Source organism: Jiangella aurantiaca, assembly GCF_004349105.1.
Lineage (GTDB): Bacteria > Actinomycetota > Actinomycetes > Jiangellales > Jiangellaceae > Jiangella > Jiangella aurantiaca.
The window spans coordinates 65,054-85,313 of the sequence record NZ_SMLB01000014.1 but is presented as its reverse complement, the minus strand read 5'-3'; the positions used below and the strand labels follow the sequence as shown (position 1 = coordinate 85,313).

The following is a 20,260-nucleotide window of genomic DNA, read 5'->3' as shown; positions in this document are numbered from 1 at the left end:
ACGGGGAAAGAGCGGGCACAGCCGTGCTCCGGTGTCCACGTGGTGAGATTTCACCGACGATTCGGGGCCATCATGAGGTTTTCCGCTGCGTCAACACGCTTGCAGGCGTGTTGAGGCTCGGGTGATCCTCGTGATGTGGGCGATCGTTGATTCGCCCCCGTCAGGCGTCGCGGCGGTAGGCGACGTCGACGGCGTGGCGGGTGAAGCCCTCGCGCTCGTAGAGGCGGACGGCAGCGGTGTTGTCGCCCTCGACGTAGAGGGTGACGGTGCGTACGCCGGCGACGTCGGCCAGGTACCGCAGCCCGGCGACGGTGAGCGCGCCGCCCAGTCCGCGGCCATGCGCGTCCGGCGCCACCCCCAGCACGTAGACCTCGCCGATCGGCTCGTCCACCCCGCCCGGACCCGGGTTCGGGTCGTGCGCGTGCACCTTCGTCCAGTGGAAGCCGAGCAGCCGGTCGTCGGCGTCGACGGCGAGCAGGAAGCCGGCCGGGTCGAAGTCGGGCGAGGTCTCGGCGGACCGGATGTCGTCGAGGGTCTGGCCGCCCTGCTCCGGGTGCCAGGCGAACGCTGCGTTGTTGACCTCCAGCCAGGCGGCCTCGTCGCGGCCGGGCTCGAACGGCCGCAGCCGGACCCCGTCGGGCAGCCGCGGTTCCGGCAGCGACCCCGGCGCCACCCGGCGGCGCAGCTGGAGCAGCTCGCGGGCGCGCTCGAGGCCGTACCGCCGGGCCAGCGCGACGGCGCCCGGGTGATCGGCGTGCGACCACAGCCACAGCTCGCCGGTGACGAAGTCCAGCAGGTCGGCGAGCAGTGCGCCGCCCAGCCCCTGCCTGCGGTACGCCGGGTCGACGACGAGCTCGGCGGCCAGCCGGTCGCCCTGTGCGGCCGCGTACGCCGCCCCGACGAGGCGGTCGCCGGCGCGAACGGACAGTGCCGCCGTCGTCGCGCCGTCGCGCGCGGCCGGGAACAGGTCGTCGGCGAACGGGGCGACGCCGTCGGCCGCGCTCGCCCGGTCCGCCAGTGCGCTGAGCTCCGCCACCTCGGTGGCCTCGAACACGCGGGCGACGCTCATGGCGCGGCCGGCGCCCGCCGGATGGGCGCGACGGTCGGCACCGGCTCGTTCGTCAGGAAGTCCACCACGATCGCGTTCACCAGGTGTGGCTTCTCCTGCGTCATGAAATGCGACGTGCCGGGGACCACCGCGAGCTCGGCGTTCGGGATCCCCTCGTACATGTCGACGGCGTGCCGCATGGTCACCAGGTCGTCGTCGGCGAACACCAGCAGGGTGCGGTGCGGGACGTTCGCCAGCTCGGCCGGGTCGAGGTACGGCTCCTTCGCGGCCATCTCGCCGATCTTGGTGGCGACCACCGGGAAGTGCTCCTCGCCGTCGGGCGAGACCTCGCCGTAGGCCGGCCCGAGGAACTGGGTGATCGCGTCGACGTCCCACTCCTCGTCCGGCGCCGCCTCGCCGTCCTTGCTGAAGCCGCCGCTGATGAGCACCAGCCGGTTGATCAGCTCCGGCCGCTGCAGGGCGACCAGCAGCGCGACGAACGCGCCGTCGCTGTGGCCCACGACGTCGGCCGGCGTGTCGACGACCTGCTCGAGGAACCCGATCGTGTCGTCGGCCATCAGCTGGTACGTGATGGGTCCCTCGACGTCGGGCGTGTGCCCGTGACCGCGCCGCTCGGGCGTGTAGACGTGGAACCGCTCGACCAGCGGCGCGAGGTTCGGCTCGAACCAGCGGGCATCGACCAGCCCGCCGTGCAGCAGCACCAGCGGATCGCCCTCACCGTGCTCGTCGTACCAGGTGCGGACGGGACCCACCTGCACGTAGTCGCCCATAGGGCGACCCTATCGGCAGGTCAGTCGGACAGCGTGATGCTGATGCCGCTCTGTTCGGCCCGCTCGGCCCGAGCGGGTGGCAGGTCCTCGTCGTCAGGGAGCGGGACGCTGGCCGTCGGGCGTCCCGAACGGCCCTGCTGAGGAGGGACGAACCGGTAGCCGACGTTGCGCACGGTGCCGATCAGCGACTCGTGGTCGGCGCCGAGCTTGGCCCGCAGCCGCCGGACATGGACGTCGACCGTGCGGGTACCACCGAAGTAGTCGTAGCCCCACACCTCTTGGAGGAGTTGAGCGCGGGTGAACACGCGGCCGGGATGCTGAGCGAGGAACTTGAGCAGCTCGAACTCCTTGTATGTGAGGTCGAGCGTGCGCCGGGCCACCTTCGCGGTGTACGTGGCCTCGTCGATGACGAGGTCGCCGGAGCGGATCTCGTCGGGCGCGTCGTCGCCGGCCGCGGCCAGCCGGCCCTGCGCGAGCCGCAGCCGCGCCTCGACCTCGGCTGGTCCGGCGGAGTCGAGCAAGACGTCGTCGATGCCCCACTCGGCGGTGACGGCGGCCAGCCCGCCCTCGGTGACGATGGCCATCAGCGGGACGTCGACGCCGGTGGTGCGGATGAGCCGGGTCAGGCCGCGCGCCTGGGAGAGGTCGCGGCGGGCGTCGACCGCGACGACGTCACCCGTTGGCGCGTCGACGAGCGCGGAGGCCTCCGCTGGAAGCACTCGGACGTCGTGCAGCAGGAACCCGAGGGCCGGCAGCACCTCCGCCGACGGTTGCAGCGAGTTGGTCAGCAGGACGATGGTTGCCATGTCGCGACCTCCAGTCGGCCGGGGCCGGTGAACGCAGAAGGGACCTGTAGGCGTCATCGCCCAGGTCCCTTGGTGAGAGAGAATAGCTGATATGCCGGACCTCGACATTTCCGGGGCACTCACAGAACCCCGACCGGACGCGCGCCCGCAACGTTCCGGACACTCGCGCCGCCTGCAGGCGGCCGACGGAACGCTGCTGCACGCCCGGTACTTCCCACGCCGCGACGGCCGCGCCGGCGACCTCGCCGTCGTGGTCGCGCACGGCTTCACCCAGAGCTCGCGCAGCCCGCAGATGAGGCGCATCGCGAGCTGGCTGAGCGAGCACGCGTCGGTGGTCCTGCTCGACCTGCGCGGCCACGGCCGGTCGCGCGGCCATTCGACGTTGGGCTGGCGCGAGGTGCTCGACATGGACGCCGCGGTGAGCTGGGCCCACGCCCTGGGCTACCGGCGCGTGGCGACGCTCGGGTTCTCGCTCGGCTCGGCGGTCGCGATCCGGCACGGGGCGTTGCACCGCGGCGTCGGCGCGGTGGCCGCCGTCAGCGTCCCCGGCGAGTGGTTCTACCGCGGCACCGCCGCCATGCGGACGCTGCTGCGGCTCATCCTCACCAAGCCCGGCCGCGTGCTGCTGCGGCTGCTGCGCCGCACCCGCGTCTCGCCGGCCGGCTGGTCGACACCCGACCCCATCGATGCGCGGGCGGCGGCCGCCGAGCTAGACGTCCCGCTGCTGGTGGTGCACGGCGACAAGGACGACTACTTCCCGGTGCACCACGCCTGGCAGGTGCACGCCGCCGCGCCGGTCGCCACGCTCTGGCTCGAGCGCGGCTTCGGGCACGCCGAGGCCGGCACCACCGAGCCACTGGTGAGCCGCATCGGCGCCTGGCTCGACGAGCACACCGTCGCCGTCGCGCCAGTGCGGGCATGATGTCCTGATGGCGAAGGTGACGCTGCGGTACTGGGCAGCCATCCGCGCGGCGGCCGGCATCCCCGAGGAGGTCGTCGACGCCGGCACACTCGCCGAGGCGCTGGCCGCGGCCCGCTCGGCGCACCGCGACAGCCCGCGCTTCACCGCGGTCCTGGACATCTGCGCCGTCGTCGTCGACGGCACCCCGGCCGGGTCGCGCGACCCCGCTACCGTCGTCCTGCACGAGGGGTCGGCGGTCGAGCTGCTCCCGCCGTTCGCGGGCGGCGGGCTCTGAACGCACATCGTCGAGCTGAATGAGAGCCGGGTTTCTGCGCGTTCGATGCGCGCGGCGAGGACGGTGTGAGATCGCTGTGCTCGGTGGGTGATTGCTGTGGCCCTGACGACAGCAACGCCACCCGGTCCGACAGCAGCACGGCGGCCCCGCTGGCCTCCCGGCGGCTTGAACGTGTCGGCGAGCGTCGACTGACGGGTGGTGTCGTGGGCGGACGTGCAATCGGGCAGCAGGGGGACGGCCAACGCCACACACCCTGTGCCAACGTGGGCCACGTGCCACGCGCTCGGCAGAACACGATCCCGCCGCGGCCGCTCACCGGTGTTAAGGAGCCACGGATCGAGCAGAAGAGCCCTGAACGATTACGGTGAGCGGGCCCTGCGCAGTGCGGGCAGCGCGGCGGAAGGACGGGTTCTCCCGCTCCACGAGGCATGCATACCTCGTGGAGCGGGAGAAGTCCTCGTGATGTCGCCGAGCCTTGATGATCAGCCGGCGTCGGTGCGGCGGCCGCCGACCAGGTAGGACGTCTCGCCGACACCCCCTTCCAGGAGGGCCACGCCGAACTCGCCGTCGATGAGGTCGAAGCTCTCGTGCGGCGGGTCGATGGCCGTCGCCTCCGCGCTGGCGAGGTCGATGGTCAGCGTGCCGTTCTCGGTGGCGCCGTAGACCGTCGAGTCGTCGATCGCGGACCCCTGGATCGCGAAATCCGCCGCGACCGGGGTGACCGTGCCGGCCCCGACGTCCAGGACCAGCGCCCCATTCGACCAGCCCGTGAACAGGCGCCGTCCGTCGGGGGAGAGCAGGGCGCCGGCGCCGCCCAGACGGCCGGGGTCGGCGATGACCGGCTGCACACCGGCGAGGTCGGCGGCCGACGGCGTGGCCGGCTCGTGCGTGGCGGCGTCCAGCCAGGCCACCTCGAAGGCGGTGGCGTTCTCGTCCGTCGCGGCGATGGTCAGCAGGTACGAGCCGACCAGCATCGTCAGCTGGTTCGGACCCTCGGCGAACAGCAGGTCCTCCTCGTTCGGCGTCGACGCGACGGTGTTCCACGCCTCGGCGCCGTCGAACGTGCGGGCCAGCCAGCCGACGTAGGTGTCGCCGTTCTCCGAGACTTCGTAGGCGATGCCGCGGACGTAGGAGATCAGCAGGTCACCGGAGACGCCCGCGAAGTACTCGTCCAGATCGTAGTCACCGACGAGCATCGGTTCCGGGTCACGGTTGACCGGGACGAACTCGGTGGCCCCCGGCTTCAGGAGGAAGTCGCCGGCCAGCACGCCCTGATCGGTCCAGAACACCTCGGTGTGCGGGTTCTCGCCCTGCGGGACGGTGATGTGCACCTCGGCCGGGAAGGACGGGTCCGCACTGCCGGCGTCGCCGCCGTCCTCGCCGCCGGCGTCGGCCGGCCAGGCGAGGTACCCCCACGCCGTCGAGGCCTCGGTGACCGCGTCGCCCGCGTCGTTCTCGGTGACCACGACGGCGACGCCCGGGCCGCCGTCGACCTCGGTCGCCCGCAGTGCCGACACGGGGCCCGGCAGCACCTCGGACTTCCACAGTCGCTCGCCGGTCTCGGCGTCCAGCGCGACGATGTGGCGATCTGTGGTGGGATCGGAGGCGTCGGGCTCGAGGGCGAACACAGTGCCGTCGATCAGCGCCGGGCGCTCCAGGCCCTCGTGCGACCAGCAGTTGTCCGGGTCCAGGCCTGCGGGCAGCTCGGCGCTGAGCTCCGGCGGGCAGCTGAACTCCGGAGTGGTCTCCTGCGGGGTGGACGGTTCGCCCGACGGCGCCTCGCTCGGCGCCTCGGTGCTGGTCTCCTCCGCCGACGGCTCTGAGTCGTCGCCGCACGCAGTCAGGGCGACCGCGGCGACGGCCAGGAGCACCGTCAGGCGGCCGCGTGTGTTCGTCATCTCCAGGGGGTCCTCTCTATCGACCTGCAGGTGTGCCCGGTCACGTGGAACGATGTGCCATATACCGTAGGGGAGCGATCCCCGTCCAGTCAGCGAGACAGAGATCACGCCGTGCCTCGGGGTCGGCCGGACTGTTGTGGAGTTGTTGTCATTTCGGCGTGGGTGGGCGGTCCGCGTCTGCGAGCATTCAAAGGTGCCCTCCGTTCATGCCTCGCTTGCCGTCGTCGCCCTCGCGGGCGTGCTGGCGCTCGCCTCGGCGTCGGGGAGCACGCTTCTGGCCGGTGGCATCGCCCTGGTCATCGTGATCTTCACGCTCGGCGGCGTGGCCGCGGCCCGGGCCGGCGCGGCTCGATGGTCCGCCGGCATCGCGCTGGTGGCGGGGCTTGGCGCGCTCGGGTGGACGTGGTCCGAGGGCGGCTCCGACCTCACGCCCATGGCGGCGCTGCTGGGCCCGACGCTGGTGGCGTCGATCGTCGTCCAGCTGCTGCGGCGGGACGGGCGATCCGGACTGACCACGTCGCTGGCCGTGGCGGTCACCGCGTGCGTGCTGGCGGTGCTGCCGGTCGCCTGGCTGGCGCTGCGCGAGTCGGCTGACGGCGAGTACCCGGTGGGGCTCGCGCTGCTGGGCGTCGGCGCGGTCGGGCTGGCCGAGTCGGTGCCGATGTCGCGGGCGGTGCGCCGGCTCGTCGGCGTGCTGCTCGCCGCGCTGGGCGCCGGCGCGCTGGTGCTCACCACCGACTGGGTGGGCGACGCCGTGCCCGCCGTCAGCGCCGTCGTCGTCGCCACGTTCGCCGGTCTGCTGGCAGCCGTCGCGTTCGCCGCCGTCGACCGTCTGGCCGACGAGTTCACGCCGCGGCCCGAACCGGTCCCGCTGCGGGTGGGCGGCGCTGCGGTCGCCGCGACCGGCACCGGCGACGGCGCCGAGGTCACGGCGGTGCCGCGCGGCGCCACCGCGTTCCTGCCGCTGCGGGTCAGCCTGCCGTTCATCGCCGCCGCGCCGGTCGTCTACGTGCTGGGCCGCATCTTCGTCGGCTGAATCCGTCAGTTCCGGTGGGAATCCGACGGCAGTGCGGGTGCGTTGTCCCGGTGTGACAGGTCTGGTGGTCGTCGTCATCGTGCTCGCGGCCGCCACGGCGTTCGGGCTGTGGCGGCGGGCCCGCGACGGCCGGGTGGTGGAGGCGAGGGTGGACGAGCCGCTGCTGGGGCCGGACGAACTCGGAGCGCCGCTGGGCGAACGGGCCACGCTGGTGCAGTTCTCGACGGCGTTCTGCCAGCCGTGCAGGGCCGCGCGCGCCACGCTGGCGCACGTCGCCGCCGACACCGACGGCGTCGTGCACGTCGAGATCGACGCCGAGCACCACCTCGAGCTCGTCCGCCGCCTGGACATCATGCGCACGCCCACCACGCTCGTGCTCGACGGCAGCGGCCGGATCGTCCGGCGAGCCACCGGTGCGCCGCGGCTGGCCGACGTCCGGGCCGCCCTCCCCGCCTGATTTGGCCGGATTCCGAGACGGCGAATCTCGTTATCTGATACGGGCGTGACGACGGCGGGCCGTCGCCCGTACCCTCTGTGCCATGTTCGGCACAGAGCTCTGGAAGCGCCGCGCCATCGACTTCGGTCGCGCCGCGTCCATGCTCTGTCTGCCCTGACGGGGAACGGCCCCGCCGCGCGATCCTCGATTCCGCGCCCTCCGGCCTGCTGCCGTTCCTGACGATCGTCTCCCGTTCCGTCCACGTCAGGAGGACCATGCCGACTCGCATCGACCCCCGGGGTCCCCGGTTCGCGGCCGCGCTCACCAGCGTCGTCCTCGCGGCCGCCCTGGTCACCGGCAGCGCCTGGCTGCTGGCCGTCCAGGGCGTGGTATTCGCGGCCGGAGCGCTGCTCGGGCTGCCCCGGGCGCCGTACGGGCTGCTGTACGCGCGGCTCGTGCGGCCCCGGCTCGGTCCGCCCGGCGAGCTCGAAGACGCCGCGCCACCCCGGTTCGCCCAGGCCGTCGGGCTGGTGTTCGCCGTCGTCGGCGTCATCGCCTTCGCGGCCGGGCTGACCGTCGTCGCGTACGTCGCCGTCGCGGCCGCCCTGGCCGCGGCGTTCCTGAACGCCGCCTTCGGCTTCTGCCTGGGCTGTGAGATCTACCTCGCCTACCGGCGTCTGTTCCCATCCCAACCCAACACCACGGAGGTCGCGTCATGAGCCGCGAGTCCAGCCTCGTCTCGGCCGACTGGGTCGAGCAGAATCTCGACAACCCGAAGGTGGTGCTCGTCGAGGTCGACGAGGACACCGCCGCCTACGACAAGAACCACATCCGCGGCGCGGTGAAGGTCAACTGGTCCACCGACCTGCGTGACCCGGTCCGCCGCGACTTCGTGAACAAGGAGCAGTTCGAGGCGCTGCTCGGCGGTCTCGGCATCTCCGACGACGACACCGTGGTGCTCTACGGCGGCAACAACAACTGGTTCGCCGCGTACGCCTACTGGTACTTCAAGGTCTACGGCCACGAGGACGTCCGCCTGCTCGACGGCGGCCGGAAGATCTGGGAGCTGGAGAGCCGTCAGCTCGTCGACGCCGTCCCGTCGCGTGAGGCGACCACCTACACCGCCAAAAACCCGGACAGCTCCATCCGCGCCTTCCGCGACGAGGTCGTCGCCGCCATCGGCGCCCAGAACCTGGTCGACGTCCGCTCGCCAGACGAGTACGCCGGCCGGCTGCTCGCCCCGGCCCACCTGCCGCAGGAGGTGTCGCAGGTCCCGGGCCACATCCCGACCGCGGCCAACGTCCCGTGGAGCAAGGCGGCCAACGACGACGGCACCTTCCGCTCCGACGACGAGCTGCGGGCGCTCTACGGTGAGGCCGGCGTCGACTTCGGCAAGGACACCATCGCCTACTGCCGCATCGGCGAGCGCTCGTCGCACACCTGGTTCGTGCTGCGCGAGATCCTCGGCATCCAGAACGTCAAGAACTACGACGGCTCGTGGACCGAGTACGGCTCGCTGGTCGGCGTTCCGGTCGCGATCGGCGACGAGCCCGGGACGGCGTGATCACCATGTGCGGAGCCACCACCGGCGGCGTGTCGTTGGAAGGGGTCGATGTGACCAAGGAGACTGTCATCCAGGGCGTCGTCCACCGTGACGACGCGCCCCTGGCGGGCGCGTACGTGCGGCTGCTGGACGCGACCGGCGAGTTCACCGCCGAGGTCCCGACCAGCGCGACCGGCCAGTTCCGGTTCTTCGCCGCGCCGGGCACCTGGACCCTGCGCACCCTCGCGCCAGGAGCCCAGCCCGTCGACCGCGCCGTCGTCGCCGAGGTCGGCGTCACCGACGTCGACGTCTACGTCGGCTGATCGGTCCTGTGATCATCAACCTTTTGCGCCGTTATGGCAGCGCAAAAGGTTGATGATCATGCAAGTGGGGGCTCGGCGCCGGGTGCTGCTGACCGGCGTCAGTAGACGAGGGCCTGGACGCCGTCGGCCATGATCTCCTCGACGAAGGTCGGGGAGCCGGCGATACGGACGCCCGGGATGACGTCGCCCGGGCCGATGTCACGGCGGGCGGCGCACTGGGTGCACAACGTCACCGTCCCGCCGGCCAGCAGTGCGTCCAGGAGGTCGGGCAGCGGCGCGGCGTGCGGCAGCTCGAACTCGGCGGCCCGCCCGGGCAACGCGAACCACGCCGACTCGCCGGTCAGCCACAGCGACACCGTCGCGCCCGCCGCGAGCGCCGTCGTCGCGACGGTGAACGCCTGCGAGCACCGTTCCGGCGCGTCAGAGCCGGCAGTGACCTTGACCACGAGACGTCGCTCCATGCTCGCAAGCCTACGAGACTCACATCCGGCTGCGTCATGGCGTCGATATGGGTATGACCGACACCATGACGGAGATCAGCGCGCTGCTGGAGCACCGCTCGGAGGCCATCCGGTCCAAGGACCTGGAGCGGCTCATGTCCTTCTATTCGGACGACATCGTCTACTTCGACCTCGTGCCGCCACTGCTGTACGCCGGATCGGACGCGTTGCGCGGCCGGTTCGCGGACTGGTTCGGCCGGTGGGCGGGCCCGATCGGCCAGGAGATCAGCGACCTGCACATCGAGGCGGGCGGTGACGTCGCCGCGGTGCACATGCTGATCCGGACCAGCGGCACCCTGGCCACCGGGCGCGAGGTCGGCTACTGGGTGCGCGCGAGCGACACGCTCCGGCGGGCCGACGGCGCGTGGTCGATCACGCACGAGCACGTCTCGCTGCCGGTCGAGTTCCCCAGTGGGACCGCGGCGATGGACCTCCTGCCGCCGGCCTGAGCCGTCGACCGGATAGACTCCGGACCGTGCTCGAACTCGTCTTCACCAGCATCCTCGTCCTGGTCACGGCCGCCGCCGGCCTGATGGGCCTGTTCGTGGTCTACAAGCTGTTCAAGGGCCAGGCCTGAGCCCGTCGTGATCGAGATCCCCGACGACCTCCACCCGGCCTGCCTGCCGATCGCCTGGCTGCTCGGCCGCTGGGAGGGCGCCGGCCTCGGCGACTACCCGACCATCGAGGCGTTCCGGTTCGGCCAGGAGGTCGAGTTCACCTACGTGCCGGACAGGCCGTTCCTCTCCTACCGCAGCCGCAGCTGGATCCTCGACGAGGACGGCAACCTCGTGCGGCCCGCGGCGCGCGAGACCGGCTACTGGCGGCCGCAGGAGAACGACGAGATCGAGGTGCTGCTCACGCACCCGACCGGGTTCGTCGAGATCTACCTCGGGCGGACCGAGCCGGCCCGGGTCGAGCTCGCCACCCGCGGCGTGCTGAAGACCGAGCCCGCCAAGGACTACCGCACCGGCCACCGGCTGTACGGCCTGGTCAACGGCGCGCTCATGTACGTCTACGAGATGTCGGCCATGGGCCACGAGCTGCAGCCGCACCTGTCCGCCGAACTCAAGCGGGTCGCCGGCGCCACCGACGCGAAGGATTGATTCGTCCGTCCGCGGTGTTGGATGAAGACATGGATGCCTACCGCAGCCCGCTGCTCGACACCCCCGGAGCCGTAGCGGCCACCGAGCCCGATGAGGGCGTCGCCGCGCACTACGGCGACCCGTTCCGCGAGCAGCGCCGCCTCGTCGCCGGCGAGGGCGCGGTCGACCTCTCCCACCGCGGCGTCCTGCGAGTCGGTGGCCCCGACCGCCTGACCTGGCTGCACCAGCTGATCACCCAGCACGTCGAGCGGCTCGAGCCGCACCGGGCCACGTCCGCGCTGGTCCTCGACGCGAACGGCCGGGTCGAGCACGCGCTGTACGGCATCGACGACGGCGACTCGTTCTGGTTCCACGTCGAGCGGTCCTCGGCCGAGCCGCTGCGCGACTACCTGGAGAAGATGAAGTTCTGGTCCCAGGTCGAGGTCACCGACGTGACGGACGAATACGCCGTCGTGTGGGAGCCAGTCACCCAGCCGGCCGCGGCGCACCTGAGCCGCGTCACCGAGCGCGGCCGCGACGTGTTCGTCCCGCGCGCCGAACTGGCCGCGTACGTCACCCAGCCGGCCGGCGTGTGGGCGTACGAGGCGCTGCGCATCGAGGCGCGTGAGCCGCGCCAGGGTCTCGACACCGACGACCGCACCATCCCGCACGAGGTCGGCTGGATCGGCACCGCCGTCCACCTCGACAAGGGCTGCTACCGCGGCCAGGAAACCGTCGCCCGGGTGCACACGCTCGGACGGCCGCCGCGCCGGCTCGTCCTGCTGCACCTCGACGGCTCCGTCGACACACTGCCCGAGCACGGCGACCCGGTCGAGCTGGACGGCCGCACCGTCGGCACCGTGGGCTCGGCCGCCCGCCACCACGAGCTGGGCCCCATCGCGCTCGCCGTCGTCAAGCGGAACACCCCGGTCGGCGCCGACCTGCTGGCCGGCGGTGTGGCCGCCGCGCAGGAGGTCGTCGTCGACCCGGAGGCCGGCCTGCACGTGCGGGCCCAGCTGCGCTGACCGCCTACGCTGTCCGCCAGCTGTGCTGCGGCTCGTAGCCGAGCACCCGGCGGGCCTTGTCGATGGCCAGCAGCGTGTCGTGCTCGCCGACGTCGCGCCGCCGTTCCACACCGGGGAAGACCTCGTCCAGCAGCTCGCCGTTCGGCCGCTTCATGACGGTGTCGGCGTTGGCGATGACGAACACGTCGGCGCCGGTCAGCGGCGCCTCCAGGGCCAGCCGCAGCGCCTGGGCGGCGTCGCGGGCGTCGATGTAGCCCCACAGGTTCCACTTCCGCTGCAGCGGGTCGTCCTGGAACGAGGCGAAGCGCGCGTAGTCCTCGGGGTCCATGACGTTCGACAGCCGCAGCCCGATGATCTTCCGCTCCGGATCCCACCGGCAGAACTGCTCAGCCATCGTCTCGCCGATCAGCTTGGACAGTGAGTACGCCGTCTCCGGCCGGCCCGGATACTCCTCGTCGACGGGCACGTAGGGCGGCGGCGTGTCGAACGGCAGGCCGAGCACCGTCTCGCTGGACGCCCACACGAGGTTCTTGATGTCCAGCTGCCGGGCGGCCTCGAACACGTTGTAGGTGCTCAGCGTGTTGACGGAGAACGTGACGGGGTTCGGCGCCAACCCCGGCGCCCGGATCGCGGCCAGGTGCACGATGCCGGTGACGGCGTCGACGCGGTCGTCGATGCCCGCGAACGCCGCCACCGTCTGCCCGTAGTCGGTGAGGTCGACGCGGCTGTGCCGGACCGACGGGTCGGCCGGCGGCGCGAGGTCCACCGAGACGACGTCGTAGCCGTGCGCCGTCAGGTCCGCGACGCAGGCCCGGCCGGCCTGGCCGCTGCCACCGGTCACGATGATCATGGGCTTCCCTTCGGAGAGTCAGGTGTCGAGGAGCAGCGTCACCGGGCCGTCGTTGACCAGGCTGACCTTCATGTCGGCGCCGAAGACGCCGGTCTCGACCTGCGCGCCGAGCCCGCGCAGCGCGGCGACGAACTCGGAGACGAGCGGCTCGGACACCGGGCCCGGCGCGGCGGCGCCCCACGACGGGCGGCGGCCCTTGGCGGTGTCGGCGTAGAGCGTGAACTGGCTGACCACGAGGATCGGCGCGCCGACGTCGGACGCGGACTGCTCGTCGGCGAGGATCCGCAGGCCCCACACCTTGCGCGCCAGCTTGGCCGCGCTGTCGGCGCTGTCGTCGTGCGTCACGCCGACGAGGACCAGCAGGCCCTGCCCGTCCGGCTCGATCGAACCGACGACCTCCCCGTCGACCGAGACCGACGCCGACGTCACCCGCTGCACGACCGCACGCATGCCCCGCATCGTCGCACGGCCGGGTGCGGGCCCCAACGCCGCGGCCGATTGCCGCCAGTATCGCCGGGCGGCGGGCCGGAGGATCGACGTCATGAACACGCAGCTCCCTTTGAACGGCCGGGCGGCCATGGTGGTCGGCGGCAGCCGCGGCATCGGCGCGGCGGTGGTCCGCCGGCTGGCCCGCGACGGCGCCGACGTCGGCTTCACCTATGTCACCGATGCCGCCGCGGCGGAGAAGGTGGTCGCCGCGGTCGAGGAGGCCGGACGGCAGGCGCTCGCGCTCGCGGTCGACAGCGCCGACGCCGCCGCGCTGGCGGACGCCGTCGACGCCGTCGCCGACCGGTTCGGCCGGCTGGACATCCTGGTCAACAACGCCGCGCTGTACCCCGTCGGGCCGATCGACCAGCTGGGCATCGACGAGTTCGACCGCACTGTCGCGGTGAACGTCCGGGCGCCGTTCGTGGCGTCGACGGCGGCCGCACGGCACATGACCGGCGGCGGCAGCATCGTCACGATCGGCAGCATGGTCGCCGATCGGACGGTGTTCCCCGGCTACGGGCTGTACACGATGAGCAAGACCGCGCTGGTGGGGCTGACGAAGGGACTGGCCCGCGACCTCGGCGGGCGCGGGATCCGGGCGACGCTCGTGCATCCCGGGCCGACGGACACCGACCTCAACCCGGCGGACGGGCCGTACTCCGACGTCATCCGGTCACACACGGCGCTGGGCCGCTACGCCCATGCTGACGAGATCGCCGCCACCGTCGCGCATCTCGCGGGCGACGACGGCCGCTTCATCACCGGGACGTCGGTGCTGGTGGACGGGGGTTTCACCATCTGACTGCCGGGGCGGCCCGCGGCCCGTGACAGGATCGTCGCAGGGAATTGCGGCGAGAAGACGAGGAGCGACATGCACGCGGGCGACGCCGTCCTGGTGGCTGAGGTGGTCCGGTCGGGACTGGTGGAGTCCCGGCACCGTGGCTCGGTGGCCGCGCTGGCCGCCGACGGGTCGGTGGCGTTCGCCGCCGGCCGCGCCGACGCTCCCATGTACCCGCGCTCGTCGAACAAGCCGGCCCAGGCGGCCGCGATGCTCCGGCTGGGTCTGCCGCTGGACGGCGAACTGCTGGCGCTCGCGGCCGCCAGCCACTCCGGCGAGCCGATCCACCTCGAGGGCGTCCGCCGCATCCTCCAACTCGCCGGCCTCGAGGAGTCGGCGCTGCGGAACACCCCGGGCTATCCGATCGACCCCGACACGATGGTCGACTACGTGCGCAAGGGCGGCGAGCCGTCGTCGCTGACCGCCGACTGCTCCGGCAAGCACGCCGCCATGCTGCTCACCTGCGTCGTCAACGACTGGCCGACGGAGGACTACCTGGACCCGGCGCATCCGCTGCAGACGGCGATCCGCGACACGGTCGGCTCGCTGGCGGGCGCGCCCGTGGCCCACACGGGTGTCGACGGCTGCGGCGCGCCGCTGTTCGCCGTCCCACTGACCGGGCTGGCGCGGATGTTCCGCTCGCTCGCGCTGGCGCCGTCGGGGACGCCGGAGCGGCGGGTGGCCGAGGCGATCCAGGCGCACCCCGAGTACACCAGCGGCACCACCCGCGACGAGGCGCAGCTGATCCGCGGCGTGCCCGGCCTGTTCGCCAAGGCCGGTGCCGAGGCCGTCATCGCCGCCGCCCTCGACGACGGCCGCGCCGTCGCCGTCAAGATCGACGACGGCGGTTACCGCGCCCGCATGGTCGTCCTGGTCGCCGCCCTCCGGCGGCTGGGCGTCGAGGCGCCGGTGCTGGACGAGCTCGCCTCCGCCCCCGTCCTCGGCGGCGGCGTCCCCGTCGGCGAACTCCGGTCAGCTCTGCGCTGATCGCGCCTTACGCTTCCGCGCGGCCGTTCGCAGCAGCATCACCACGGCGAGGACGGCGGCACCCACCACCACGGTGCGCCAGGGGAGCGACACCGCGAGCAGCACGCACGAGACCAGCCCGGCCGCGGACAGCCAGCGCGGCCACCGCCGTTCCTCCGGGTCCAGACGCCAGGCCGCCGCGTTCGCGACCGCGTAGTACACCAGCACCGCGAACGCGCTCGCCGCGAGCGTCGTCGCGAGGTCGCCGATCAGTACGAGCAGCACCGTCACCACGGCGGAGGCCAGCTCGGCTCGGTGCGGGACGCGGCGGCGCGGATGCACGGCGGCCAGCGTCCGCGGTAGGTCGCCGGACGTGGCCATCGCGAACGCCGTCCGCCCGACCCCCGCCTGCAGCGAGAGCAGCGCGCCGAGCGCCGCGACCGCCGCGCCCGCCGCCACGACCGGCTCCAGCCAGCCGGCGCCGGCCGCCGCGGCCACGTCACGCAGCGGCTGCGACGACTCCGCCGTGCCCGGCGCGCCGAGCACCAGCAGCACCGTCAACCCCACCACCGCGTAGAGCGCCAGCGTCGCCGTCAGCGACACCACGACCGCCCGCGGGATCGCCGCAGGATCGCGGACCTCCTCGCCCAGCGTCGTGATCCGCGCATACCCGGCGAATGCGTAGAACAGCACGGCGGCCGAGCCGAGCACTCCCAGCACTCCGCCGGACGAGACCCCGGACGACCAGTCCGGCGCGACCCCGGCGCCGCCCAGCCCCGTCGCGACGACCACCACCAGCACGGCGGCGACGACGGCCACCAGCACCGCTCCGACCCGGGCCGTCTTCGTGACCCCGGCGAGGTTGACCGCCGTCACCGCCACGACCGCCGCCAGCGCCACCGGCACCGCGTGGACCGGCCACAGGTAGGCGCCCGCGGCCAGCGCCGCCGTCGCGCACGAGGCCGACTTGCCCAGCACGAACGCGTGCCCCGCGAGCGCTCCCCACGCCTCGCCCAGCCGCAGCCGCCCGTAGTGGTAGGCGCCGCCGGCCCGCGGGTGAACGGCAGCCAGCTGGGCGGTCGACGTCGCGTTGCAGAAGGCGACGAACGCCGCGATCGCCAGCCCGAGGAGCAGCCAGGCGCCCGCGGCCGACGCGGCCGGTTGCCAGGCGACGAAGACGCCGGTGCCGATCATCGCGCCGAGGCCGACGGCGACGGCGTCGCCGGTTCCGAGGCGCCGTGAGAGTCGTGAGTCCGGTGGGGTCACCCGACCATCCTCCCTTGCCGGCAGCCGGCGCGGGCGCCAACGACGGGCGAACGAACGGCGACCGAACCGTGACCTGGCGGGGAACGCCCGAATGGTATGGACCACGTACGCTGGTTTCGTGCGATCGTCCCGCCGCCTCGGGTGGCGCATCGGGCTGCCGGCGGTGATCCTCGTCATCGCCGCACTCAGCATGGCCCCGTCGCGCGGGACCGTCCTCCCTCTCCGGGCCGACGGCGTCGTGGTCGAGCCCGGCGGCGCGGTGGCCACTGTGCCGGCCGGCTCCGAGGCCGCGTTCGTGCCCGGCACGAGTGTGCTGAGCTCCGCGAACCGGTCCGATCCCGCCGTCGCGGCCCGCATCGACGGCGACCGCCGCTGGCTGGCCGACGGCGTCGTCCCCGGCCACGGCACCCGGTACCACGCGATGTCCGAGCGGGCGCTGCTCGACCTGCGTGCGCTGACGTCGCCTTCCGGCGCGCTGATGGCCGCCCCGATCACCGCCTGGCGGCACGTCTGGCCCCGCGACGCCTCGTTCGCGGCCGCCGCGTACGCCGTCACCGGTCACGATGAGGAGGCCGCCGACGTGCTCGGCTTCCTCGCCCGGGTGGCCCCGGCCGACGGCGAGTGGGAGGCGCGCTACCTCGCCGACGGGTCGGGCCCGCCCGACGACCGTCCCAAGCAGCTCGACAGCGCCGGCTGGGTGCTCTGGGCCGTGTGGCTGGTGTCCCAGGAGGTGGAGCCCGACATCGCGGCCGAGGTGCTCGACGAGCTGCGGCCCGCGGTCGTCGCGTCGACCAACGCGATCGTCCGCTCCCTGGGCGACGACGGCCTGCCGGAGCCGTCGTCGGATTATTGGGAGAAGGAGGAGACGGACCTGACGCTCGGGGTGGCGGCGCCATTGTCGCTGGGCCTGCGCTCAGCGCTGGCGCTCGCGCCGCTTCTCGGCGTCGAGGACCCGTTCGTCTGGAGCAACGCCGCCCGCCGTCTCGACGACGCCATCGAGCGCGAGTTCGGCTCGCACGGCTACCCGCGCACCCTGCCCGACGGCGGCGCGGACGCCGCGGTCACGTTCCTGGCCCCGCCGTTCGCGCCGTCGACGCCGGAGGTCAGCGATGCCGTGCGGGCGACGGAGCTGGCGCTGCGGGTGCCCAACGGCGGCCACCGCCCGGGCGAGGCCTGGCGCAAGGACGTCGACGTCGCGTGGACACCTGAGACCGCCCTGCTCGCGCTCGCGCTGGCCGGCAACGGCGACCGCGAGGACGCCGACCGGCTCCTGACGTTCCTCGACAGCTACCGCACGCCACTCGGCTCACTGCCCGAGAAGGTCGACGCCGAGGCCACCCCCGCCTCCGTCGCGCCCCTGGCCTGGACGTCGTCGCTCGTGCTGCTCACGCTCGCCGAGCTCGAGGACGGCCTCCCCGTCGTCCCGCCGTCGCACTGACGCCGTTCCCTTGGTCACGTTCGTTGGCGGCGTGTCAGCGAACGCGAGCGAACATGATCATGGAGAAGGTCCCCTTTCGAGGCGCCGGAAGGGAACGTTTTCCCATGATCAACGCGACGTCTTGAGCGTCACCACGATTGCAGGACTGGTGAAGCACGGGATTTCGTGGTGAACGTGATCATTTCCAGCCCCAGTCGGTCCGGCCCGAGCCGCTCCGCTAACCGTCGTTTGCAAATGCTTGCAATAGTTAGCTACCGTCGTAAGCATGACGAAGGCCGGGATCGGTGAGTTCCTCCGCGAGCAGCGGCGCACAGCGCAGCTCTCGCTGCGGCAGCTCGCCGACCTCGCCGGCGTCAGCAACCCGTACCTGAGCCAGATCGAGCGCGGCCTGCGCAAGCCGTCGGCCGAGGTGCTCCAGCAGATCGCCAAGGCGCTGCGGATCTCCTCCGAGGCGCTCTACGTCCGGGCCGGGCTGCTCGACGAACCCAGCGGCGACCACAGCGTCGAGGACGCCGTCCTGGCCGACCCGGGCCTCGACGAGCAGCAGAAGCGTGCGCTGCTCGACGTGTACGCGTCGTTCCGTGCGGCCAACGCCGCGCGGCGCGGTACCGAGAAAGAAGGTTGATCCCATGCCCGCCACCGACACCACCGAGACCACCACGACCACCAAGGCCACCACCGACCGCAAGCCCCTCTACGCCGCCGCAGGTGCGGCCGACGCCGCCGTGGCCGTGCTGCGTGAGCTGCCGGCCAAGGTCACCGAGGCCGTCAACGACGAGAAGCTGCGCGCCGAGTTCCGCAACCGGTTCGCCGAGCTGCCGGCCGACGTCCGGGCGTTCCGTGACGGGCTGCCCGACCTGCTGCTGTCGGCGCAGGCCAAGGCCGCCGACCTGCCGCAGGTGGTCCGTGAGCTGCTGGCCGACGCCGGTCGCGAGGCCGGGAAGGCCTACGAGACCTTCGCCACCCGCGGCGAGGGCGTCGTGACGAAGCTTCGCACGGAGTACGGCCCGGTCGTCGAGAACGCCGTCGCGAACGTGCGCGGCCGGGTGGCCGACGCCGCCGACGAGGTCGCCGAGATCACCGGAAAGGCCGCCGACGACCTGAAGATCAAGCGCTGACCTGGGTGATCGGCGTTGATCGGCAGCGGGTCAGCAGTGCTGAGCCCGCTGCCGATCACGTACAGTGGGGCGGGTGAACATGTTCGGGGATTTCCAGTCCTGGATCCTGATCCTCCTGGGCATCGGCGCTCTGGGGCTGAAAGGGTACGCCTTCTTCGACGCGCTCCGGGTCCCCACGCAGGCGTTCCCGGCCGCGGGCAAGTGGACCAAGCCGATCTGGCTGGGCATCCTCGGCGTTGCCCTGCTGGTCGAGATCGCGCTGTTCCCGACCCCGCTGTTCTTCGTGAACCTGCTGGGTGTGGTGGGTGCCGCGGTGTACCTGGTTGACGTGCGGCCGGCGGTGCGGCAGTACGGCGGCGGCCGCCGGAACGGCAACACCCACGACGGGCCCTACGGCCCCTGGTGATCCGCCAGTAACAGGAATGCGTCCGCGCCGAGCGCGAAGAACGCGTCGTGATCGGCCACCGCACCGGAATCGGCCGCAGCGGCCTGCATGACGAAGACGTAGCGTTCGCCGTCGGCCCGCTCGCCGTACCACGACGCCGTCACCACGCCGGGCGCGCTGCCACCCTTGTAACCGACGTACGGCCAGTCGCCCCGGTCGATGGTCACGCCCCGGTTCTGGCCGAGCACCGACCGCAGCACCTCATCCGAGGCGTTGGCGTGCAGGGCCGCCTGCGCCGCGCACACGTCGAGCGCGGAACCGAACCAGTCGACCCCTGACTCCCAGGCCGGGTCGTCGATGTCGCGGCCGGTCACCCGCAGCGGGCCGGCGGGCAGTGCGGCCAGGAGCCGGGCCCGTCCCGCCGCGCCGGCCAGCGCCCAGTCGTCGCGCAGGTCCGGCTGACCCCAGCCGACGGTGAAGAACTCGCGCGTGGTGAGGAACGGACGGTTGAGGTCCGGCCGCGAGTGCCCCAGCGCCGTCATCGCCTCCTCGACGGCGGTCCGTCCGACGCGGTCCATCAGAAGCTCCGCCGCGGTGTTGTCACTGATCGCGACCATCGCGGCGGCCGCCCGCTCCACTGTCACCCGGGTGCCGGCCGGAGCGTCCTGCAGCTCGCCGGAGGGCAGGCTGCGCAGCCCGCCGCTGACGGTCAGCTCGTCGGTCCAGGACAGCTCTCCGGCGTCGACGGCGGCGGCGACGGCGCCCAGCACGTAGAGCTTGAAGATCGACGCCATCGGCCGCGGCGTCGCGGGGTCGAGCTCGGCCACCGGACGGCAGCTGCCATCGTCGGCGACCCTGGCCGCCACCATGCCGACGTCGGCGTCCAGCGCCTCCAACCGGCCGCGCAGCTCGTCCCATGACCCGGCCGGCGCCGGCGCGAGCGACGCCGGGCCCGGCGAGGTGACCAGCGAGGTGGCCGACGGCGTGGGCGCTTCCAGGCCGGGCGTGGGGGCCGGTGCGCCGTCCGTCCCGCAGCCCGCCGCCAGCCCCACGACCACCGCGAGAGAGACGGCGGTGCGGCGCATCCGGCCACTCTACGGAACTTCGCCCGCAGCGAACTCCGGGGCCAACAGGCCCATCGAGTGGAACATCGGGTACCGGGCGTGGTGTTCTTGCAGGCACAGTAAGTAGAAGGATCCGCCGCCACCGTCTCGTTCCCGGAGCAC

General features: G+C 72.7%; 25 protein-coding genes. 16 read left to right on the top strand and 9 right to left on the bottom strand.

Annotation, left to right across the window (positions count from 1 at the left end; genetic code table 11):
• Positions 1-160 precede the first annotated feature (160 nt).
• Genes mshD through E1262_RS31910 form a run of 3 tightly spaced genes read right to left on the bottom strand, consistent with a single transcriptional unit; the run spans position 161 to position 2,645 of the window.
• Positions 161-1,069 (bottom strand): mycothiol synthase, encoded by a 909-nt coding sequence (gene mshD, locus E1262_RS12745; protein WP_132103509.1) that lies wholly within the window; start codon positions 1,067-1,069, stop codon positions 161-163.
• The gene (locus E1262_RS12740; protein ID WP_132103508.1) at positions 1,066-1,839 is read right to left on the bottom strand and encodes an alpha/beta fold hydrolase; all 774 of its coding nucleotides are present in this window, start codon (positions 1,837-1,839) and stop codon (positions 1,066-1,068) included. The genes mshD and E1262_RS12740 overlap by 4 nt, the downstream gene beginning before the upstream one ends.
• A 20-nt stretch (positions 1,840-1,859) precedes the next feature.
• Positions 1,860-2,645: a response regulator transcription factor gene (locus E1262_RS31910; protein ID WP_132103507.1), complete on the bottom strand. Its 786-nt coding sequence runs from the start codon at positions 2,643-2,645 to the stop codon at positions 1,860-1,862.
• A gap of 91 nt (positions 2,646-2,736) precedes the next feature.
• Between E1262_RS31910 and E1262_RS12730 the strand changes: the two genes are divergently transcribed.
• Together E1262_RS12730 and E1262_RS12725 are read left to right on the top strand one after the other, a co-directional pair.
• On the top strand, positions 2,737-3,567 hold the full coding sequence (locus E1262_RS12730; protein ID WP_203453812.1) for an alpha/beta hydrolase: 831 nt from the start codon (positions 2,737-2,739) through the stop codon (positions 3,565-3,567).
• A 7-nt stretch (positions 3,568-3,574) separates the two neighbouring features.
• The gene (locus tag E1262_RS12725; protein WP_132103506.1) at positions 3,575-3,841 is read left to right on the top strand and encodes a MoaD/ThiS family protein; all 267 of its coding nucleotides are present in this window, start codon (positions 3,575-3,577) and stop codon (positions 3,839-3,841) included.
• Positions 3,842-4,323: 482 nt separating this feature from the next.
• Here the strand turns inward: E1262_RS12725 and E1262_RS12720 are convergent, their stop codons facing one another.
• The gene (locus E1262_RS12720) at positions 4,324-5,739 is read right to left on the bottom strand and encodes a PQQ-binding-like beta-propeller repeat protein (protein WP_132103505.1); all 1,416 of its coding nucleotides are present in this window, start codon (positions 5,737-5,739) and stop codon (positions 4,324-4,326) included.
• A 193-nt stretch (positions 5,740-5,932) separates the two neighbouring features.
• Here E1262_RS12720 and E1262_RS12715 point away from each other — a divergent pair, with 193 nt between their 5' ends.
• The 5 genes from E1262_RS12715 to E1262_RS12695 all read left to right on the top strand — a co-directional run bounded on the left by E1262_RS12715 (position 5,933) and on the right by E1262_RS12695 (position 9,077).
• Positions 5,933-6,775, top strand: a complete 843-nt coding sequence (locus E1262_RS12715; protein WP_132103504.1) for a hypothetical protein — start codon at positions 5,933-5,935, stop codon at positions 6,773-6,775.
• Between the two features lie 52 nt (positions 6,776-6,827).
• Complete coding sequence (locus tag E1262_RS12710) at positions 6,828-7,232, top strand: thioredoxin family protein (protein ID WP_132103503.1); 405 nt, start codon at positions 6,828-6,830, stop codon at positions 7,230-7,232.
• A gap of 254 nt (positions 7,233-7,486) precedes the next feature.
• Entirely contained in the window at positions 7,487-7,930 is a 444-nt protein-coding gene (locus E1262_RS12705; protein ID WP_132103502.1) for a DUF4395 domain-containing protein, read from the top strand.
• Positions 7,927-8,775, top strand: coding sequence for a sulfurtransferase (locus tag E1262_RS12700; RefSeq protein ID WP_132103501.1), 849 nt, complete (start codon positions 7,927-7,929; stop codon positions 8,773-8,775). The genes E1262_RS12705 and E1262_RS12700 overlap by 4 nt, the downstream gene beginning before the upstream one ends.
• Positions 8,776-8,780: 5 nt before the next feature.
• On the top strand, positions 8,781-9,077 hold the full coding sequence (locus E1262_RS12695) for a DUF1416 domain-containing protein (protein WP_132103500.1): 297 nt from the start codon (positions 8,781-8,783) through the stop codon (positions 9,075-9,077).
• A 98-nt stretch (positions 9,078-9,175) separates the two neighbouring features.
• Here E1262_RS12695 and E1262_RS12690 read toward each other — a convergent pair whose 3' ends face one another.
• Positions 9,176-9,538 carry a DsrE family protein gene (locus tag E1262_RS12690; protein ID WP_132103499.1) on the bottom strand — a complete coding sequence of 121 codons (363 nt, stop codon included), beginning with the start codon at positions 9,536-9,538 and terminating at the stop codon, positions 9,176-9,178.
• Positions 9,539-9,603: 65 nt separating this feature from the next.
• Here E1262_RS12690 and E1262_RS12685 point away from each other — a divergent pair, with 65 nt between their 5' ends.
• From E1262_RS12685 to ygfZ, 3 genes are all read left to right on the top strand, one after another.
• On the top strand, positions 9,604-10,026 hold the full coding sequence (locus tag E1262_RS12685; RefSeq protein WP_203453811.1) for a YybH family protein: 423 nt from the start codon (positions 9,604-9,606) through the stop codon (positions 10,024-10,026).
• A 135-nt stretch (positions 10,027-10,161) separates the two neighbouring features.
• Positions 10,162-10,680, top strand: coding sequence for a heme-binding beta-barrel domain-containing protein (locus tag E1262_RS12680; protein ID WP_132103497.1), 519 nt, complete (start codon positions 10,162-10,164; stop codon positions 10,678-10,680).
• 29 nt (positions 10,681-10,709) lie between these two features.
• The gene (gene ygfZ, locus E1262_RS12675) at positions 10,710-11,684 is read left to right on the top strand and encodes a CAF17-like 4Fe-4S cluster assembly/insertion protein YgfZ (protein WP_132103496.1); all 975 of its coding nucleotides are present in this window, start codon (positions 10,710-10,712) and stop codon (positions 11,682-11,684) included.
• A 4-nt stretch (positions 11,685-11,688) separates the two neighbouring features.
• Here ygfZ and E1262_RS12670 read toward each other — a convergent pair whose 3' ends face one another.
• Positions 11,689-12,534, bottom strand: a complete 846-nt coding sequence (locus tag E1262_RS12670; protein WP_132103495.1) for an NAD-dependent epimerase/dehydratase family protein — start codon at positions 12,532-12,534, stop codon at positions 11,689-11,691.
• Positions 12,535-12,552: 18 nt separating this feature from the next.
• On the bottom strand, positions 12,553-12,984 hold the full coding sequence (gene dtd / locus E1262_RS12665; RefSeq protein ID WP_132103494.1) for a D-aminoacyl-tRNA deacylase: 432 nt from the start codon (positions 12,982-12,984) through the stop codon (positions 12,553-12,555).
• Positions 12,985-13,075: 91 nt separating this feature from the next.
• On the opposite strand from dtd, the gene E1262_RS12660 reads away from it, so the two are divergent.
• A complete protein-coding gene (locus E1262_RS12660; protein ID WP_132103493.1) occupies positions 13,076-13,825 on the top strand; it encodes an SDR family oxidoreductase in 750 nt (249 codons plus the stop codon).
• Positions 13,826-13,894: 69 nt separating this feature from the next.
• Positions 13,895-14,848, top strand: coding sequence for an asparaginase (locus E1262_RS12655; RefSeq protein ID WP_132103492.1), 954 nt, complete (start codon positions 13,895-13,897; stop codon positions 14,846-14,848).
• Here the strand turns inward: E1262_RS12655 and E1262_RS12650 are convergent.
• Positions 14,834-16,093: an APC family permease gene (locus E1262_RS12650; RefSeq protein ID WP_132103491.1), complete on the bottom strand. Its 1,260-nt coding sequence runs from the start codon at positions 16,091-16,093 to the stop codon at positions 14,834-14,836. The genes E1262_RS12655 and E1262_RS12650 overlap by 15 nt on opposite strands.
• A gap of 118 nt (positions 16,094-16,211) precedes the next feature.
• On the opposite strand from E1262_RS12650, the gene E1262_RS12645 reads away from it, so the two are divergent.
• The 4 genes from E1262_RS12645 to E1262_RS12630 all read left to right on the top strand — a co-directional run bounded on the left by E1262_RS12645 (position 16,212) and on the right by E1262_RS12630 (position 19,055).
• A complete protein-coding gene (locus E1262_RS12645; protein WP_132103490.1) occupies positions 16,212-17,531 on the top strand; it encodes a glycoside hydrolase family 15 protein in 1,320 nt (439 codons plus the stop codon).
• A gap of 265 nt (positions 17,532-17,796) precedes the next feature.
• Positions 17,797-18,156: a helix-turn-helix domain-containing protein gene (locus tag E1262_RS12640; protein ID WP_119658675.1), complete on the top strand. Its 360-nt coding sequence runs from the start codon at positions 17,797-17,799 to the stop codon at positions 18,154-18,156.
• Between the two features lie 4 nt (positions 18,157-18,160).
• Positions 18,161-18,649 (top strand): hypothetical protein, encoded by a 489-nt coding sequence (locus E1262_RS12635; RefSeq protein WP_132103489.1) that lies wholly within the window; start codon positions 18,161-18,163, stop codon positions 18,647-18,649.
• A 79-nt stretch (positions 18,650-18,728) separates the two neighbouring features.
• Positions 18,729-19,055, top strand: coding sequence for a DUF2516 family protein (locus E1262_RS12630; protein WP_238992917.1), 327 nt, complete (start codon positions 18,729-18,731; stop codon positions 19,053-19,055).
• Here the strand turns inward: E1262_RS12630 and E1262_RS12625 are convergent.
• Positions 19,040-20,119 carry a serine hydrolase gene (locus E1262_RS12625; RefSeq protein ID WP_132103487.1) on the bottom strand — a complete coding sequence of 360 codons (1,080 nt, stop codon included), beginning with the start codon at positions 20,117-20,119 and terminating at the stop codon, positions 19,040-19,042. The genes E1262_RS12630 and E1262_RS12625 overlap by 16 nt on opposite strands.
• Positions 20,120-20,260: the final 141 nt, after the last annotated feature.